Source organism: Austwickia chelonae (genome assembly GCF_003391095.1).
Classification (GTDB): Bacteria; Actinomycetota; Actinomycetes; order Actinomycetales; family Dermatophilaceae; genus Austwickia; species Austwickia chelonae_A.
Genome location: NZ_CP031447.1, coordinates 2416515 through 2434908 on the forward strand (window position 1 = coordinate 2416515; position 18394 = coordinate 2434908).

The window sequence follows — 18394 nt, forward strand, 5'->3', positions numbered from 1 at the left end:
GCAAATGACCAGGCGACCTTCCGGCGCGCCCGAGGAGAATGCCACCCGATCCGAATTCATTCGGAATCCGACTCTGTTCCTGGACAGCCCAGGTTCGGCTCTGCCCCAGACCCTCGGTGACGATGTCTCCGGAGTCGGCGTGGCCCAGTTCACGCCGCGACACCGTCGCAGAGCGATCCCCCGGTGTTAGCGTCCTCGCGAACCCGTTTCACTCAGGAGAGACGCCGATGACGCCGTACCCGCATCTCCTCGCCCCGCTCGATCTCGGATTCACCACCCTGCGGAACCGGGTGGTGATGGGCTCCATGCACACCGGCCTCGAGGACTCCCCGACCACCTTCGACGACCTCGCCGAGCTCTATGCCGAACGAGCGATCGGCGGCGTCGGGCTCATCGTCACCGGAGGTTTTGCCCCGACACCCGAAGGATCGCTCTACCCCGGCGCCGGAGCCATGTACGCCCCCCGGCACATCGCACGGCACCGGACCATCACCGATGCCGTGCACGCCCACGACGCCAAAATCCTGCTGCAAGTGCTCCACTCCGGACGGTACGGACACCATCCGTTGATCGTCTCCTCGTCCCGGATCAAGGCACCCATCTCGGCTTTCACCCCCCTCGCACTGTCCGAGACCGGCATCCGCCGTCAGATATCCGGGTTCGCCACCGCCGCAGAATGCGCGCGAGAGGCCGGATACGACGGCATCGAGATCATGGGTAGCGAGGGCTACCTGTTGAACCAGTTCCTCGCCGAACGCACCAACCACCGCCAGGACGACTGGGGCGGCGATCCACGCCGACGACGACGCCTCGTCGAAGAGGTCGTCGCCGCAGCTCGCACAGCAGCAGGGCCCGACTTCATCATCCAGTACCGACTCTCCATGGTGGACCTGGTGGAAGGCGGACAGAGCTGGGAAGAAGTCGTCGAGACCGCCCAAGCGGTGGAAGCCGCCGGAGCCACCCTGATCAACACCGGCATCGGCTGGCACGAAGCCCGTATACCCACCATCGTGACTTCCGTACCGCGGGCAGCCTTCGCAGAGGTCACCGCCGATCTGCGCCAGCAGGTCCACATCCCGGTCATTGCCTCGAACCGCATCAATGACCCCGATGTGGCCGAACACATCCTGGCCAGCGGTCAAGCCGACCTGGTCTCCATGGCCAGGCCGTTCCTGGCCGACCCCCACTGGGTGGCCAAAGCCGCCACTGACCGCGCCCAGGAGATCAACACCTGCATCGCCTGCAACCAGGCCTGCCTCGATCACACCTTCGTCGGCAAACCGGTCTCCTGCCTGGTGAACCCCCGAGCAGGGCGTGAGCGCAGCCTGCGGATCATCCCGACCATCCGCCGTAAGAAGATCGCTGTCGTCGGGGCAGGGGTGGCTGGGCTCGCTGCTGCCACCACGCTGGCCGAACGCGGACATCAGGTCGATCTCTACGAGTCCTCCGAACGGGTCGGTGGCCAGTTCGAGCTGGCCGCGCAGATCCCCGGGAAAGAAGAGTTCGCCGAGACCATCCGCTATTTCAACCGTCGGCTCGAGAGCACTGGTGTCCGGCTGCGGTTGAACACCCGGGCCGAGACGACGTCCCTCATCGGGAACGGGTACGACGATGTCGTTCTCGCCACTGGGGTGAGTCCGAGAGTTCCCCAGATCCCGGGTATCGACCGGGTCGATGTCATCACCTACGCCCAGCTGTTGTCCGGCGAGCGCACCGCAGGGCGCCGGGTGGCCGTCCTGGGCGCTGGGGGCATCGGTGTGGACGTCAGCGAGTACCTCACCCATCGGGAGTCGACTGCGCTGGATCTCACCGCGTGGCGGCGGGAATGGGGGGTGGGCGACCATCGCACCGTCCCGGGTGGCCTACAGCAGCCTCAGCCTTCGTCCAGTCCTCGCGAGGTCTATCTCCTGCAGCGCAAGGTCACTCCGATCGGCCGGGGGCTGGGCAAGACCACCGGTTGGGTGCATCGGGCTTCGCTGCGTGCCAAGAAGGTGACCTTGATTCCCGGGGTCACCTATGAACGGATCGACGATCAGGGGCTGCACATCACGGTGCCCGGGCCTCGGCCTGCCGGGGCACAGCCGGGCGGCGTCCCCGGGCTGTGGGCCGGGGCCACGACGGCAGTGGCCGGGGTGGCCTCCGCCGTACGCCCGGCGCTGACTGCCGCCGGTCAGCTCGGTGGGCTGGCGTTGGCTCGTCTGCCCCGTGTTCCTCGGTCCTACGCCGAGAAAGGGATCGACCGAGTGTCCTCTCTCGGTAGCGATCTATCCGGCCGGGTCGAGAGCACCCGGTCACGTTGGGGGTTGGTCGCCCCTGTTCCGGAAGTGCCTCGGAAGGCGCAGACCCTCAAGGTGGACACCGTGGTGATCTGCACCGGACAGGAGTCGGTACGTGAGCTCGTGGACCCGCTCGTCGAAGCAGGGGTGAGGGTCCATGTCATCGGAGGTGCCGATGTGGCCGCCGAGCTGGATGCGAAGCGGGCCATCGATCAGGCCGTGCGTCTCGCGGCAGAGCTGTGATCGGGTGGGCCGGAGCATTTCCGGCCCACCTCGTCCGGGTTGGTCAGGCCTGCATTCCCAACCGCCGGGCGGTGCGCTGGCGTTGCCGAGATGCGCGCACCCTCCGCAGCCTTTTCACCAGCATGGGGTCGTGTGCCAAGGCCTGCGGGGTATCGATCAGGGCGTTCAAGGTCTGGTAGTACCGCGTGGCGCTCATGTCGAAGATCTCCCGGATGGCTTGTTCCTTCGACCCGGCATATTTCCACCACTGCCGCTCGAAAGCCAGGAGTCTCGTCTCCTGCTCGGTCAGTGTTTCGACGCCCGGTTCGTCCGCCTCACGGGGCACCATCTCCATCAAGGGCTCCTCCTTAGCAACCGCCGATCCGCCCTTCACTCTGCCAGGAAAGCACAGCCGTGTCATTCGCCTGCCCGGGATGTCCGCAGCAGCAAGAAAACCGAAGGGGGACGACGACGGGAGCCGCCCGAGGACAGCTCCCGCCGAAAGGGCCGGAACGGCCGGAAACCGGCTTTCAGTCCGCAGCGATCGCTTTCAGGACGTCGAGTTTGTTGGCCCGCATCGCCGGCCACAGACCCGCCAGGACGCCGACCATCAGAGCCACTATCAGGGAGATCGCGATCTGTCCCCAGGGAAGGACGAGCTGTTTCAGGCCTTCGTCGGCCAGCCCTTGCTGGATACCCACCCCGAAGGCCAGCCCGAGGACGATCCCGAGCACCGACCCCAGCAAGGCGATCGTGACGGATTCGAGGGTGACCATCGTGCGGATCTGTCCCTTGTTGAGTCCGACCGCTCGCAACAGGCCGATCTCACGGGTGCGCTCGATGATCGACAGTCCCAGGGTGTTCACGATCCCGAAGATGGCGATCACGATGGCCAGGCCGAGCAGGGCGTAGAGCAGGTAGAGCAGCTGGTCAATCCCTGCGCTCTGGGCCTTCGCGTACTCCTCCTGGTCGGCGACGGTGACCATCGGCAGATCGGCCACGGCCTTGTCCAGGGCCTCCCGTACCTTCTGTTTGTCGGCGCCTCCAGCCACGTTGACCGTGACCATGCTGTCCTGCAGGAGAAGTCCCGTCTTTTGCAGGGTCTCTCGCGTCAGGATGCGGTGGCCGATGCCGGCGTTCTTCTCCGTGGCGAAGACCCCGACCACCTTGACCGGGATGTCCCGGCCGTTGAGGTGAACGGTCACGGTGTCGCCGACCTTGTTCTTCGCCTTTTCGGCGCTGCCCTCGTCGACGAGCATGGCGTCGCCCCGGAAGTCGGCCAGGTTTCCCCGGACCATGGTCTGCTTGATGATCTTGTCGAAGGAGCCTGCGTCGATCGCCGCGAAATAGGCGTCGTCCCCGTCCAGCCGTCCTGGAGCGTGCGAGACCCGATGTGCTGCGGCGACGCCGGAGACCTTCGCTATCGCATCTCCTGCTGCGGACGTGAACGGCATCTGGGTGGGATTCTGCACGACGAAGTCACCTCGCAGCGCCTTGGTGACGGTTTCCTGCGTACTCGCTTTCATCGATGCGCCCAAGGTGCCCAGCGAGGTGACCAAGGCGAGGCCGATCATCAACGCCGAGGCCGTGACCGCCGTACGGCGCGGATTACGTGCCGCATTGACCTCGGCGAGTCGACCCACCGTCCCGAAGAGTGCTTTGTTCACCTGACCGACACCCCAGATGACCGGGGCCCCGAGGATCGGACTCAATGCCGCCACTCCGAGGAAGGTGAGCAGAGCACCGACACCGAGGAAGCCCATCCGGTTGTCCAGACTGTCCTTGAACAGTGCGAGCAGGAAGAGGACCACCCCGGCGGACAGCACGATGCCGCCGCCGACGATCCGCCAACCCAGCCCGGTCTTGCCGGTCATCATGTCACCGCTCATCGCCGCCACCGGCGGAACCCGACCAGCACGCACCGCCGGCACCATCGCCGCCACCAGCGTCACCAGGAGACCTACGGCGAAAGTGGCGATCACCGCCGACCAGGTCAGTCGCATCCCGACGCCGGAGATGTCCAGACCGAGCGTGCCGAACAGCTGGGAGATCCCGAAGGCCAGGACGAACCCGAAGAACAGCCCACCGATGGAACCGATCAGCCCCATGAAAACTGCTTCGAAGAACACGCTGCCAGTGATCTGTCCTCGGCTGGCCCCCATGGCCCGCATCAGTGCCATCTCCCGTCCGCGTTGCGCGACCAGGATGGAGAAGGTGTTGAAGATCAGGAACGATCCGACCAGCAAGGCGATCGCGGCGAAGATCAGCAGGAAGTACGTGATGAACTTCATCTGCCCGGCCATGGCCTTGTTCAAGTTGTCCGAGACGTCCTGGCCCGTCTTGGCCTCGAAACCGTCCGGCATCAACGCTGCCATCCGGTCGGCCACCTGTTTGGGGTCCGCGCCAGGTTCCACCGTCACCCACACCCCGTGGAAGGCGTCGGCACCCTCGAGGTAGATCTTCTGCGCATACGGCGTGTCGAAGATCGCGTACGAGGCTCCGCCCGTGGACCCCTTGGCCCCGTAGACGGCCGTGCCCACGACCGTCGGCTCGATCGTGCCGACCTTACCCGGGGTCACGATCTTCACCTTGTCCCCGAGGGCATAACCGCCCTTGCTCAACGACTGCGGGTCGATCATCACCTCGCCCTCGCCCTTGGGCGCCCGGCCCGTTTTCACGACGAGCCCCGGCTGTCCGCCCATGGCCGGCGCGTCGATGTAGTTGAGACCCATACCTGGAGCCCCCATCGACATGCTCTTGCCCTTCTTGTCCAGGACGAAGGTGCTGATGGGGTCTGCGATCAAGCCGTAGGCCGACTGCACGCCCTCCACCCGGCTGACCTTGTCCACGTCCTGGGCCCTCAGCTGACGATTTGTACCACCCATCGCCAAGGAGGTATCGGCTCCTTTGGTCTGCACGTTGACATCGGAGACGGCGCCGCTGAAGATGCCCTTGAAAGCGCTGTCGAGCATGTCGGTGAAGGTGTAGGCACCGGCCACGAAAGCCGTTCCCAGGACGATCGCCACCGTCGAGAGCATCAGCGCGAGTTTGCGGGCCCACAAGCTCTTCCACGAGGCCTTCAACATGGGTCAGTCCCCCGCACGGTCGCCGAGCACCGACGCCGCCGCCCGACGGTCCAGCGAGGTCATCGTCTCCAGAACCTTTTCCGGAGTGGGTCGGCGCAGTTCGGAGACGATCCGGCCGTCCGACAGGAAGATCACCCGGTCGGTGTAGCCGGCCGCTGTCGGATCGTGGGTGACCATCACCAAGGTCTGCCGGTACTTGTCGACGCTGTGCCGCAGGAAAGCCAACACCTCGGCACCAGAACGGGAATCCAGGTTGCCGGTGGGTTCGTCCGCGAAGACGATGTCCGGGCGAGAGACCAGCGCCCGAGCACAGGCCACCCGCTGCTGCTGCCCCCCGGAAAGCTCCGAAGGCTTGTGCGACAGCCTGTCGGCCAGCCCCGTCGTCTCGATGACCGTGTCGTACCAGCCCTGGTCCGGTTTCCGGCCGGCGATCGACATCGGCAACAGAATGTTCTCCTTCGCCGTCAACGTCGGGATCAGATTGAAGGATTGGAAGATGAAACCGATGTTGTCCCGGCGTAGCGCGGTGAGTTTCTTGTCGCTCAACGTCGACAAGGAGACACCGCCAATGGTGACCTCACCCTGAGTGACGTAGTCCAGGCCTGCCATGCAATGCATCAGAGTCGATTTTCCCGAACCGGAAGGGCCCATGATCGCGGTGAACTCTCCGCTGTAGATATCGACATCCACGCGGTCCAGAGCCACCACCTGCGCCGATCCGGTCCCATAGACCTTGACCAACTGTCGTGTTGCTGCAGCGACCCCGGCCCCGGGACCTGCCTGGGCCGAGTCCTCGCCCTGGGCCGTTCCGTCGAATTGCGTCATCGGTTTCCTCTGCTCTCGGTCGCGGTCCGGAAAACCGCCGATCAATCGAATGCGGCTACGGACCGGCTCGCCCGGCGACATTCGCCTCCCAACTTAAGAAGAATATCCATTCCATGCGGAATTAGACATATGCCGAAGAACCGGAGGATATTCCTTATAAAGCCCTTTTGTTCCGCTTCACGGAATGGCCTTCTTCGCCCCCTATCCAGAACCCCAACCTCCTGGGACAATTACCCGCCGCAAATCACCCCGCCCCACCAGCCGGAACTTTCGCGTACCGACCGGACCACCACCGCCCGTGACGGACTCGCTAAGGTGAGGCCGTGTCCGCACCACGACCACTCGCCGAGCTCGTCCACCCCACCTGGGCCGAAGCCCTCGAACCGGTCGCCGACCGGATCAGCTCCATGGGAACCTTCCTCCGGGAAGAAGTCGCCGCCGGACGCGGCTACCTCCCCGCCGGGGAAAACGTCCTACGAGCCTTCACCCGACCACTGCCCGACGTTCGAGCCCTCGTCGTCGGCCAGGACCCCTACCCCACCCCGGGCCATGCCGTCGGCCTCTCCTTCAGCGTCGCCCCCGACGTCCGCCCCGTCCCGAAGAGCCTGGTCAACATCTTCCAGGAGATGACCACCGACCTCGGCGTCGAACGTCCCACCTGCGGAGACCTCACCCCCTGGGCCGACCGAGGCGTCATGCTGCTCAACAGAGTGCTCACCGTACGCCCCGGCGCCGCCGCCAGCCATCGCGGAAAAGGATGGGAAGCCGTCACCGACCGAGCGATCACCGTCCTCGCCGAACGCGCCGCCGCCGGACAACCACTCGTCGCGATCCTCTGGGGACGGGACGCACGCTCCCTCGCCCCAGCGCTCACCGGTATCCCCCTCATCGAGTCGGCCCACCCCTCGCCACTGTCTGCCCGATCCGGATTCTTCGGATCACGCCCCTTCAGCCGAGCCAACGAGCTCCTCGTCCGAGCCGGGGCCGACCCGATCGACTGGAGCCTGCCGTGACCCTCGCCCGCGTGACTCCCCCGGAACAGCCCTGGCAGCGTTATGTCGCCATCGGCGACTCCTACACCGAGGGAATGTGCGACCCGGACCCCGAGAACCCCGGCGAATATCTCGGCTGGGCAGACCGGCTGGCCGCCATGCTCGCCCAGGTGGCACGCCGGGAGGGCACCGAGCTCGGCTACGCCAATCTCGCCGTCCGCGGACGCCTCCTGACCGACATCACCGACCGGCAACTGCCCGTCGCCCTCGCCCTGGAACCAGACCTGATCTCCATCGTCGGCGGCGGCAACGACATCCTCCGGCCCCGCGCAGACATGGACGCCCTCGCCGCCCGACTGGAAGAAGCCGTCGTCCTCGCCCGCGCCGCCGGCGCCGACGTCCTGCTCGCCACCCCCACCGACCCCGCCGGAGCTCCCCTGCTCAGACACGTCCGCGGACGCCACGCCATCCACACGGCGAACATCTGGACCATCGCCCGCCGCCACGGATGCCATGTCATCGACCAATGGGGCATGGAATCCATCAAGGACTGGCGGATGTGGGCCGAAGACCGCATCCACATGACCGACGAAGGCCACCGCCGCGTAGCCCTCAATGCCTTCGCCGCGCTCGGCTACTCTCCCGAAGACACCTCCTGGGAGACCCCGCTACCACCGGCACCCCCGCCGGGCATGGCCGAACGGATCCGCGCCGAACGCGAATGGGTCAACGTCCATCTGCGCCCCTGGGTGCACCGTCGCCTCACCGGACGCAGCTCCGGGGACCATCGGACCGCCAAACGTGCCGAACTGACCCACTACCGGGACCGGACAGAACCGACCAGCTGACCCCAGAAGGTTCAGGCCGGCATCACCTCACGCACCGCAGCCACGAAATCGTCGACATCCCGCTCCGAGGTGTCGAAAGAACACATCCACCGCACCTCACCGGTCGACTCGTCCCAGTCGTAGAAGGCATAACGCTCCCGCAGCCGCTCCGCCGCAGGACGAGGCATCACCGCGAACACCGCATTGACCTGTACGTCCTGAGTGACCCGGACACCCGGGACCGAAGCAACCCGATCCGCCAACCGAGCGGCCATCTCATTGGCGTGCGCCGCCGACGAACGCCACAGGTCCCCCTCGTACAAGGCGACGAGCTGCGCCGAGAGAAAGCGCATCTTGCTGGCCAGCTGCATCGTCAACTTGCGTAGGTACAGCGGCCCAGGCATCACCTCGGGGGAAAGCACCACCACTGCTTCCGCCCCCAACAGTCCGTTCTTCGTGCCGCCCAAGCTGAGCAGGTCGACCCCGAGATCAGTCGTCAACGCCCGCAAGGGAACCCCCAAGGATGCCGCTGCATTGGCCAGCCTGCTGCCATCCAGGTGAACCACCATCCCGTGCGACTTCGCCCGATCCACCACCGCAGCCAGCTCCTCGACCGTGTACACGGTGCCCGCCTCGGTGGCCTGGGTCAACGAGAGCACCCGCGGCTGAGCTGCATGCTCGAAACCGTAATGACGCGCCTTCGTGTCCAGCAGCTCCGGCGTCATCTTGCCGTCCACGGTGTCCACCGGAACCAGCTTGAGACCGCCGGTCTTCTCCGGCGCACCGCACTCGTCGTTGTTGATATGCGCCACGTCCGTGCAGACCACCGCATCCCAGGGCCGGGCCATCCCCATCAGCGCAAGGACATTGGCTCCCGTGCCATTGAACACCGGATACACCTCGGCCTCCGGCCCGAAATGTCCCCGCATGACCTCGGCGAGCCGCCCGGTGTACGGATCCGCGCCATAACTGACCACATGCCCGCCGTTGGCAACGGCCAGAGCCTCCAGAATCTCGGGATGCACCCCGGAATAATTGTCGGAAGCAAAAGCGACCCGAACCGGATCGTGCAGACGCTCGAAACTCATGAGTGCAGATTACTGTGCGACCGGATTGCTTGAGGCACCTTCAGGTTCGTCCTTGTCACCACCGGGATAGTGTGGGGCATCCCCCTCCGACCCACCCCAGGAGTCCACATGCCCGAGAACCCCACCCTCCCGGCCTGGTCGGCGGCGGAGAACCGCCGCTCGTGCTGCACCCTCGAGAAGTTGAACTGTTCGCCCACCACCTTGAAGGTCGGCGCAGCCGTCGGCAGCGGTCTCCTCGTCTTCCTCTGGGAAGCCATGCCCGAATGGATCCCCTCACGGACCGCCCGCATCGCCGCCAAGACCACCCTGGTCGTCGGAGCCACCGCCGCATCGGTGCTCCTGGGCGAACTCCACGTCCGCGAGGAGGAGAAGGAAAACCAGCAGGAAGGCGCAGAGCAGGAGGAAGACCCCCGTGAAGCCATCCCCCAGAAGCTCTCCGAAATGGCCGAGCCGACCCAATGGTTCCTCGTCGCCGGCGGCGTCTGCCTGATGGTGGCGAGCAGCGTCGGCGGACGCAAGGTCAGCAATGCCATCACCCAACGTCTGTCCGACCGCGGCTGCTCCCACCCCCGGACCGTGCTCGCCGCCGGTTCAGGCGTCCTGGCCGCGCTCACCACGTACGCCGACTCCCGTAAGTCCTGATTCCAGGGCGACCACCTCGACCCGATCGGTCCCCCGCGACGTGGGGCCGGGATCTTGTCCCGGCCCCACGTCGCGTCTTGTCCCCGACCAGAGATGCACCAAATGCACCTACCGTCGAAAAGGCCGCTCACCTGGTTGGGTATCGTCGAATCCGGCCCCCGACGCGATGCCCGTCGGGGAGGGGCCTCGGCCCACACCACCGACTCGAGGCAGCACCGCAGGAAAGGCCGGTCATGACGAACACCTCCTCCCCCGCCTTCTCTGGCCCACAGGAGGACGTCCCGAAAAGATCCCTGCAGATACCCGTCAACCGGTGGCTCATCCTGATCGGCGGCGTGATGGTGCAGCTGGCCATCGGCGCCGTCTACGCCTGGAGCACCTTCAGTAAGGCCTTCCAGTCCCCTGAATCACGGATGCAGCTCACCCCCTTCGAGGCCTCGATCCCCTTCGAGACCTGCATCGCCATGATCTTCGTGGGCTCCTTCATCGGCGGCCGGGTCCAGGACCGCCACGGGCCACGCCCGGTCGCATTGGCCGGAGTCCTGCTGTACTCCGTCGGCAATATGATCAGCTCCTTCGCGCAGGAACCAGGTCAGCTGTGGCTACTGGTCATTTCCTACGGCGTCCTCGGCGGATTCGGGCTCGGTCTGGCCTACATCGTGCCGATCGCCCTGCTGCAGAAATGGTTCCCCGACCGCGCCGGCGTCATCACCGGTATCGCCGTGGGTGGCTTCGGCTTCGGCGCGATGATCGCCTCCCCGGTGGCCCAATTCCTCATCCAGCTCGACCGGACCAATCCCGCCAAACCCTTCCTGATCCTCGGCGTCGTCTACCTGGTCATCGGAGTGCTCGGTGCCATGGTGTTCACCAACCCCCCGCAAGGATGGCTCCCCGCCGGGATGGCCGCCCGCCGGGCCACACAGCCGGTCGCCGCAAGCGGAAACCGCGACTTCACGCAGAAAGAAGCCCTGCTCACCCCGCAGTGGTACCTGCTGACGCTCATCCTCACCCTCTGTGTCACCGCCGGGATCTCCTTGGTCTCCGTGGCAGCTGACTCCGCCTCCTCCATCGCCCAGTACGACGCCGCCAGCGCAGCAGGGCTCGTCGGCATCATGGGGCTGTTCAACGGAGCCGGGCGCATCCTGTGGGCAGCCGCCTCGGACAAACTGGGCAAGATGCCGACCTTCGCCGCCATCCTCGGCATCCAGGGGGTCTGCCTCATCCTGCTGCCCCGCGTCGGTGCCTCCCCCGCCGTCTTCGCGATGCTCGCCGCGATCATCTACACCTGCTACGGCGGCAGCTTCGGCGCGCTGCCCTCCACCGCAGGCAAGTTCTTCGGCGTGCGCAATGCCGGTGGCATCTACGGGCTGATGCTGGTCGGTTGGTCCATCGGCGGAGTCAGCGGACCGCTGTTGACCTCCGCACTACTGGGTAACGGTGATCAGAAGAACTACCTGCTGGCCTACACCGTCATCGGAACGATCGCTCTCGTCGGATCGCTGATCCCGATGATCACCAAGCCGCCGCGTCCCAAGTCCGTGGCAGCCGAACCCAAGACCCAGGAGACCACCTCCGTCTGAACCACGGCAGAACGAGCACAGAAGGGGCGGGCAGCCGGGAAGCTGCCCGCCCTTCCTCGTCCCCATCCCCGGTCAGCGGCGTACCCGCACCGTCGCGCCCCCATCAGCCGGAACGACCTGGCCGATCACCGGGCACCCCGGGATCTCCCCGACCACCAGCAGTCCACCAGAGGTCTGCGCATCGGCCAACACCAGCAGATCCTCCTCGTCAACCCCCGACCCCACCTCCAGCTGAGGCCGAACCCAATCCAGATTGCGCCGGGAACCACCCGGGACGAAACCGTCCCGGAAAGCCTCCCGGGCCCCGGCCAGCACCGGAACCGCCGAAGCCTCCAGTTCGGCCACCGTCCCCGAGGCCCGCATCATCTTGAACAAATGACCGAGCAGCCCGAAACCCGTGACATCGGTGCAGGCCTGCACCCCGGCCGTCAACGCTGCTTCGGAAGCCGTGGCATTCAGCGTGGTCATCGACGCCACCGCCTGTGGGAAGCTCTCCCCGGTCGCCTTGTGCCGGTTGTTCAGCAGGCCGACCCCCACCGGTTTCGTCAACGTCAACGGCAGCCCCGGCCGGGCCGCATCATTGCGCAGAAGCCGAGCCGGATCGGCGACCCCGGTCACCGCCATGCCGTACAGAGGCTCCGGCGCCGAGATCGAATGACCTCCGGCGAGGGGACACCCTGCCTGCGCCGCGACGTCCAGCCCTCCCCGGAGCACCTCACGTAACAGGTCGTCCGGCAGCAGATCCACCGGCCACCCCACCAGGTTGATCGCCGCGATCGGCCGACCACCCATCGCATAGACATCGGAGAGCGCATTCGCCGCAGCCACCCGCCCCCAGTCGTACGGATCGTCGACCATCGGCGTGAAGAAATCCGCCGTGGACAGGATCGCCCTGTCCGCCCCGTCCGGTCCCGCGGCCAGGCGCACCGCACATGCGTCGTCCCCGTCATCGAGACCGACGATCAGATCCGGGTGCGACACCCCTTGCAAACCGGCCACCAAGGCTTCCAGCTGACCGGCCGGAAGCTTGCACGCGCACCCACCCCCAGCGGCATATCTCGTCAATCGAACATCGTTGTCCACGACGCCGACCTTAGCCATCAACAGCACTTCCACCGGGGCAGATCGTCCCGAACCGGGCGAAGACGCCCTGCGTCGGAGGCACAATCCACCGCGAACCGGGACTGAAGGCCGTATTGGCGCACCCGGTCGACGGATACAGTGGAAACGCTGGTTCTCCCAGCCCCGGTTGGGAGGTGTAGAGGTATCCGGTCCCCGGAGACCGCCAGTGCGCCACGCGACGTGGCGCGCCCGTGTTCACCGCCTTCACAGGCAGGTGCCGCCGAGACGGCCCGGTCCGCGGCCGGGACGCCCCGACGGCATCCGCTGCGGAGGCACGATTCGGGGAGGACCCGCTTCGTGATGCCCGTTCCCAACTGGACCACCGGAGCGTTGCCGCGCCCCGGATGGCACGACATGGGCGATCCTGCCTGCGTCGACGATCATGCGCACCCTTCACACCATTCAAGGACAGCCATGCCCGACAACCCCATCGTGGGTCCGCTGTCCTGTGCTCCCTCCGGAAAGGAGGCCCGCCCATGACCTCCGTCGACGAGACATTCCTCCCCCTCGCGGACGGATTCGACACGCTCAGCCACGACCAGTGGCAGGGCCTGGTCGCCAAGGTCCTCAACCGTGGACGCCCCGAGGACAAACGCCTCGACGGGGCCACGGCCGAAGCCAAGCTGCACACCACCACCGTGGACGGCATCGGCATCCCCTGCCTGTACGAAGCAGGTGACGCCCCCCTTGCCCTCGGCCATCCCGGAGTGATGCCCTTCACCCGAGGTAGCGGATACCGGCCGGCCGACGTGCCCTGGGGAGTCCGCTCCCTGCACGACGACCCCGACTCCGCGATCACCCGCAAAGCCGTCATGACCGACCTCGAGCGCGGAGCGACCTCCCTGTGGTTCGAGATCGGTGAGCATGCCGTGCACGCCGAAGACCTCGGCACCGTCCTCGAAGACGTCCTGCTCGACCTGGCACCCGTCTGTGTGACCAGCGCCACCGATCAGGAAGCCGCCGCCCAGACCCTGCGCGACGTCTGGCGCCAACGTGGCCTGGTCACCCGTCAGGCCCGCGGCAACCTCGGGCTCGACCCGCTCGGTGCCGCCGCCCGCACCGGGGAAGAACCCCGCACGGAGGGCATGGTCGCCGCGGTCCGCGACTGCCTCGCCGACTACCCGCAGGTACGGGCCATCTCGGTGGACATGCGGCCGTACCATGACGCCGGAGCCGGAGACGTCGACGAGATCGCCTTCGCCGTCGCCACCGGAGTCGACTACCTGCGTATTCTCGCCGACGCCGGGATCAGCCCGGCCGAATCCTTCTCACAGATCGAGTTCCGGCTCAATGCGACCGCCGACGAATTCCTCACCATCGCCAAGATGCGCGCGCTGCGTCGGGCCTGGGCCCGGGTGGGCGAGGAGTGCGGAGTCCCGGAGAAGGAACGCGGTGCCCGTCTGCACGTGGTCACCTCCTGGCGGATGATGAGCCGGGACGATCCGTACGTCAATATGCTGCGCACCACGATGGCCTGCTTCGGCGCCGCCGTCGGTGCTGCCGAAGCCATCACCGTGCTTCCCTTCGACACCGTGGCCGGGCTGCCCGACGAGTTCAGCCGCCGTGTCGCCCGCAACACCCAGGTCCTGCTCGCCGAGGAGAGCAATGTCGGCCGGGTCCTCGACCCCGCCGGTGGCAGCTGGTACGTGGAACAGCTCACCGATGAGATGAGCCAGAGCGCATGGGCCGCTTTCCAGGAGGTCGAGGCCGCAGGCGGGATGACCCGCGCCCTGGCCGACCTGCTGGTGCGTGACCGTATCGGTGCCACCGTCGCCGAGCGGGCCAAGCGGCTCGCGAAGCGTCAGCTCCCGCTCACCGGGGTCAGCATGTTCCCCCAGGTGGCGGAAAAACCGCTGGAACGTCGGCCTCGCCCTGCGGTTCCGGCCTCGTCCGGGGGTCTCGAGCCGCACCGGGACTCGGAGGTCTTCGAGGCCCTGCGCGACCGCTCCCTGGCCCATGAGCAGGAAACAGGGTCGGCTCCGCCGGTCTTCCTGGCCTGTTTGGGTGCCCGCCGTGACTTCGGCGCCCGGGAGACCTTCACCAGCGCACTGCTCGCCGTGGGCGGTCTGGCCACTCCGCGTAGCGAAGGCGGTACCCCGGAGGAGATCGCCGCGCAGGCGAAGGAACTCGGTGCACGGGTGGCGGTGCTCTGCTCCTCTGCCGACCGTTATGCCGAGCAAGGCGTCGCCGTGGCGAAGGCCCTGCGTGACGTCGGCGTGGACAAGATCTACATCGCAGGTCGTCCCGGCGAACTCGGCGAAGGTGCCGACACCGTCGACGACTCGATCTTCGCCGGTATGGATGTGGTGACTGCGTTGTCGTCGATCCTCGACCTCATCGGAGCACCGGCCACTGCCTCCGCCGATGCGACCCGGAAGGACCGCTGATGAGTACCATTCCCCGTTTCGACGGCATCGACCTGGGTGCAGGTCGTCCGGCTGAGGACTCGGCCGAACGCTGGCAGTCGCTGGTGTCCTCCAATGCGTCGTACAGCGCGGGCTGGCAGACGCCGGAGCAGATCCTGGTGCCGCCGCTGTACACCGAAGCCGACACCGCCCAGCTCGACTTCCTGCACACCGTGCCAGGCGCTCCGCCTTTCCTGCGCGGGCCGTACGCCACCATGTACGCCAACCAGCCGTGGACGATCCGCCAGTACGCCGGGTTCTCCACTGCGGAGGAGTCCAACGCCTTCTACCGGCGTAACCTCGCCGCGGGCCAGAAGGGTCTGTCGGTCGCCTTCGACCTGGCGACCCACCGTGGTTACGACTCCGACCACCCGCGCGTCGAAGGCGACGTGGGTATGGCCGGGGTGGCCATCGATTCGATCTACGACATGCGCACCCTGTTCGACGGCATCCCGTTGGACAAGATGAGTGTGTCAATGACGATGAACGGCGCCGTGCTGCCCGTGCTGGCGCTGTACGTCATCGCTGCCGAGGAGCAGGGTGTCACCCCTGCGCAGCTGTCCGGAACCATCCAGAACGACATCCTCAAGGAGTTCATGGTCCGGAACACGTACATCTACCCGCCGGCGCCGTCGATGCGGATCATCTCCGACATCTTCGCGTTCACCTCGCAGAACATGCCGCGGTTCAACTCGATCTCGATCTCCGGCTATCACATGCAGGAGGCCGGGGCCACTGCCGACCTGGAGCTGGCGTACACCCTCGCCGACGGTGTCGAGTACATCCGGGCCGGACGCGCGGTCGGCCTGGACGTCGACGCCTTCGCGCCGCGGCTGTCCTTCTTCTGGGCGATCGGGATGAACTTCTTCATGGAGGTCGCCAAGATGCGTGCGGCCCGGCTCCTCTGGGCCAGGCTGGTGCGCCAGTTCGACCCGAAGAACGACAAGTCGATGTCGCTGCGCACACACAGCCAGACCTCCGGGTGGTCCTTGACCGCGCAGGACGTCTTCAACAACGTGGTGCGTACCTGCATCGAGGCGATGGCCGCGACCCAGGGGCACACCCAGTCTTTGCACACCAACGCCCTCGACGAGGCCATCGCCCTGCCGACCGACTTCTCCGCCCGGATCGCGCGGAACACCCAGCTGTTCATCCAGCAGGAGTCGGGCACCTGCCGAGTCATCGACCCGTGGGGTGGCAGCGCCTATGTGGAGAAGCTGACCTACGACCTGGCGCGGCGCGCCTGGGCGCACATCGAAGAGGTCGAGGCGGCCGGCGGTATGGCCAAGGCCATCGAAGCCGGTATTCCGAAACTGCGTATCGAAGAAGCGGCCGCTCGCACCCAGGCCCGGATCGACGCCGGACGGCAGCCGGTCATCGGAGTCAACAAGTACCTGGTCGAGGGCGAGGAGCCCATCGAGGTCCTCAAGGTCGACAATGCGTCGGTGCGGGCCAGCCAGATCGAGAAGCTGCGTCGTCTCCGCGAAGAACGGGACGAGGACGAGACCCGCGCCGCTCTGGAGAAGCTGGCCAATGCGGCTGCGGACAGCAGCGGTTCGGCCGGTGGCGGCGCGAACCTGCTCGCGCTGACCATCGACGCGGCCCGAGCCAAGGCCACCGTCGGCGAGATGTCCTCCGCTCTGGAGAAGCAGTTCGGTCGGTACACCGCGCAGATCCGCACCATCAGCGGCGTCTACCGGAAGGAGGCCGGCGGGGTGGAATCCGTCGCCCGCGCGCAGGAACTGGTCGCCGCCTTCGAGAAGGCCGAAGGCCGTCGCCCACGTATCCTCGTCGCCAAGATGGGACAGGACGGCCACGACCGAGGGCAGAAGGTGATCTCCACCGCCTTCGCCGACCTCGGCTTCGACGTCGACGTGGGCCCGCTCTTCCAGACCCCCGCCGAGGTCGCTCGGCAGGCTCTGGAGGCCGACGTCCACGTCGTGGGCGTCTCCTCCCTGGCCGCCGGACATCTCACGCTCGTGCCTGCGCTGCGACGTGAGCTGGACTCCGCGGGTCTGGACGACATGATGATCGTGGTCGGCGGGGTCATCCCCTCGCAGGACTTCGACGAGCTGCGCGCAGCCGGTGCCGACGACATCTACCCGCCCGGAACGGTCATCACCGAAGCCGCGGCCGGTCTGCTGGAAAAGCTGCTCACGCGGCTCGGCGCCGACATCCCCGCCCGATCCGCTGCTGCTGCGCAGGGTGAGGAGACGCATGGCTGAGCCGTACGACGCCGTACGGGCCGCTGAACGGGTCAGGTCGGGGCGCCGGTTGGACGTGGCGAGGGCCATCACCCTCGTCGAGTCCTCCCGCCCCGACCACCGGGCACAGGCCCGGGAATTACTCCGCGAGCTCACCCCACACACCGGTGCGGCGATGCGGGTGGGCATCTCGGGTGTACCAGGAGCCGGTAAGTCGACCTTCATCGACGCCCTGGGCACCCGCCTCATCGAAGCGGGTCATCGGGTCGCCGTGGTCGCCGTCGACCCCAGCAGTTCCCGCACCGGCGGCAGCATCCTGGGTGACCGGACCCGGATGGCCCAACTCTCTGCCAGCGACGACGCCTTCGTGCGCCCGTCACCGTCGGGTGGGCACCTGGGCGGCGTCGCCCGGGCAACCCGGGAGTCGATGGTCGTGCTCGAAGCCGCCGGGTACGACGTGGTCCTCGTGGAGACCGTCGGCGTGGGCCAGTCAGAAGTGGCCGTCGCCGAAATGGTCGACACCTTCCTCATGTTGGCGCTGGCCCGCAGCGGCGACCAGCTCCAGGGCATCAAGCGAGGCATCCTCGAACGTGTCGACGTCATCGCGGTCAACAAGGCCGACGGCGACAACGAGGGCGAGGCCCGGGTGTGTGCCCGTGAGCTGCGCGGCGCGATGCGCCTGATGGCCGGCGATTCGGCCTCCGCGCCGGAGGTGCTGACCTGCAGTGCGCGCACAGGTGCCGGGCTGGACGAGGTGTGGTCCGCGGTAACGGCCCACCGGGACCGGCTCGATCAGGAAGGCTCCCTGCAGGAGCGGCGCGCCGAACAGCAGCGTTCCTGGTTGTGGGCACTCACGGAGACCGAAGCCCTGGACAGCCTGCACCATTCGCCTCAGGTGCTCGCAGTGCGGGAGAACATCGAACACCAGGTGATGACCGGCCGGATGGCCGCCCCCGAGGGCAGCCGCACCCTGTTGGAGGCCTTCGTCGCCGGGATGCTCGCCGCCCAGGAACAGACGGCGAACGAACCTTCCTCGGCAGGAAACCCACGCTGAGTCGGCCGACATCAGGCTGAGCGTTACGACCGCCAGGGGCGGGCACCCGGACATCGGGCGGCCCGCCCCTG

13 protein-coding genes are annotated in these 18394 nt (G+C 66.8%); 8 read left to right on the forward strand and 5 right to left on the reverse strand.

Annotated features, from left to right (window positions below):
• The first annotated feature begins 227 nt into the window (after positions 1–227).
• Positions 228–2519 (forward strand): 2,4-dienoyl-CoA reductase FMN-binding domain-containing protein, encoded by a 2292-nt coding sequence (locus tag DX923_RS10680; protein ID WP_116114763.1) that lies wholly within the window; start codon positions 228–230, stop codon positions 2517–2519.
• Between the two features lie 43 nt (positions 2520–2562).
• Here the strand turns inward: DX923_RS10680 and DX923_RS10685 are convergent, their stop codons facing one another.
• From DX923_RS10685 to DX923_RS10695, 3 genes are all read right to left on the reverse strand, one after another.
• On the reverse strand, positions 2563–2847 hold the full coding sequence (locus DX923_RS10685; protein ID WP_430732303.1) for a DUF3263 domain-containing protein: 285 nt from the start codon (positions 2845–2847) through the stop codon (positions 2563–2565).
• A 181-nt stretch (positions 2848–3028) separates the two neighbouring features.
• Positions 3029–5584, reverse strand: a complete 2556-nt coding sequence (locus DX923_RS10690) for an ABC transporter permease (protein WP_116114767.1) — start codon at positions 5582–5584, stop codon at positions 3029–3031.
• Positions 5585–5587: 3 nt separating this feature from the next.
• Complete coding sequence (locus DX923_RS10695; RefSeq protein WP_240322599.1) at positions 5588–6409, reverse strand: ABC transporter ATP-binding protein; 822 nt, start codon at positions 6407–6409, stop codon at positions 5588–5590.
• Positions 6410–6732: 323 nt separating this feature from the next.
• Here DX923_RS10695 and DX923_RS10700 point away from each other — a divergent pair, with 323 nt between their 5' ends.
• Together DX923_RS10700 and DX923_RS10705 are read left to right on the forward strand one after the other, a co-directional pair.
• Positions 6733–7422, forward strand: a complete 690-nt coding sequence (locus tag DX923_RS10700) for a uracil-DNA glycosylase (RefSeq protein WP_116114770.1) — start codon at positions 6733–6735, stop codon at positions 7420–7422.
• Positions 7419–8249: an SGNH/GDSL hydrolase family protein gene (locus DX923_RS10705; protein WP_116114772.1), complete on the forward strand. Its 831-nt coding sequence runs from the start codon at positions 7419–7421 to the stop codon at positions 8247–8249. The genes DX923_RS10700 and DX923_RS10705 overlap by 4 nt, the downstream gene beginning before the upstream one ends.
• Before the next feature lie 11 nt (positions 8250–8260).
• Here the strand turns inward: DX923_RS10705 and DX923_RS10710 are convergent, their stop codons facing one another.
• Entirely contained in the window at positions 8261–9316 is a 1056-nt protein-coding gene (locus tag DX923_RS10710; protein ID WP_116114774.1) for a threonine aldolase family protein, read from the reverse strand.
• Positions 9317–9424: 108 nt separating this feature from the next.
• On the opposite strand from DX923_RS10710, the gene DX923_RS10715 reads away from it, so the two are divergent.
• Both DX923_RS10715 and DX923_RS10720 read left to right on the forward strand, forming a co-directional pair.
• Positions 9425–9958: a hypothetical protein gene (locus DX923_RS10715; RefSeq protein ID WP_116114776.1), complete on the forward strand. Its 534-nt coding sequence runs from the start codon at positions 9425–9427 to the stop codon at positions 9956–9958.
• 233 nt (positions 9959–10191) lie between these two features.
• Complete coding sequence (locus tag DX923_RS10720) at positions 10192–11538, forward strand: L-lactate MFS transporter (protein WP_116114779.1); 1347 nt, start codon at positions 10192–10194, stop codon at positions 11536–11538.
• A gap of 72 nt (positions 11539–11610) precedes the next feature.
• Here DX923_RS10720 and selD read toward each other — a convergent pair whose 3' ends face one another.
• Positions 11611–12639, reverse strand: coding sequence for a selenide, water dikinase SelD (gene selD / locus DX923_RS10725; RefSeq protein ID WP_116116287.1), 1029 nt, complete (start codon positions 12637–12639; stop codon positions 11611–11613).
• A gap of 497 nt (positions 12640–13136) precedes the next feature.
• On the opposite strand from selD, the gene mutA reads away from it, so the two are divergent.
• The 3 genes from mutA to meaB are packed head-to-tail and all read left to right on the forward strand — an operon-like array spanning position 13137 to position 18323.
• Positions 13137–15047: a methylmalonyl-CoA mutase small subunit gene (gene mutA / locus DX923_RS10730; RefSeq protein WP_116114781.1), complete on the forward strand. Its 1911-nt coding sequence runs from the start codon at positions 13137–13139 to the stop codon at positions 15045–15047.
• Complete coding sequence (scpA, locus tag DX923_RS10735; RefSeq protein ID WP_116114782.1) at positions 15047–17290, forward strand: methylmalonyl-CoA mutase; 2244 nt, start codon at positions 15047–15049, stop codon at positions 17288–17290. Before mutA ends, scpA begins: the two co-directional genes overlap by 1 nt.
• Positions 17283–18323 (forward strand): methylmalonyl Co-A mutase-associated GTPase MeaB, encoded by a 1041-nt coding sequence (meaB, locus tag DX923_RS10740; protein WP_116114784.1) that lies wholly within the window; start codon positions 17283–17285, stop codon positions 18321–18323. The genes scpA and meaB overlap by 8 nt, the downstream gene beginning before the upstream one ends.
• Positions 18324–18394 lie beyond the last annotated feature (71 nt).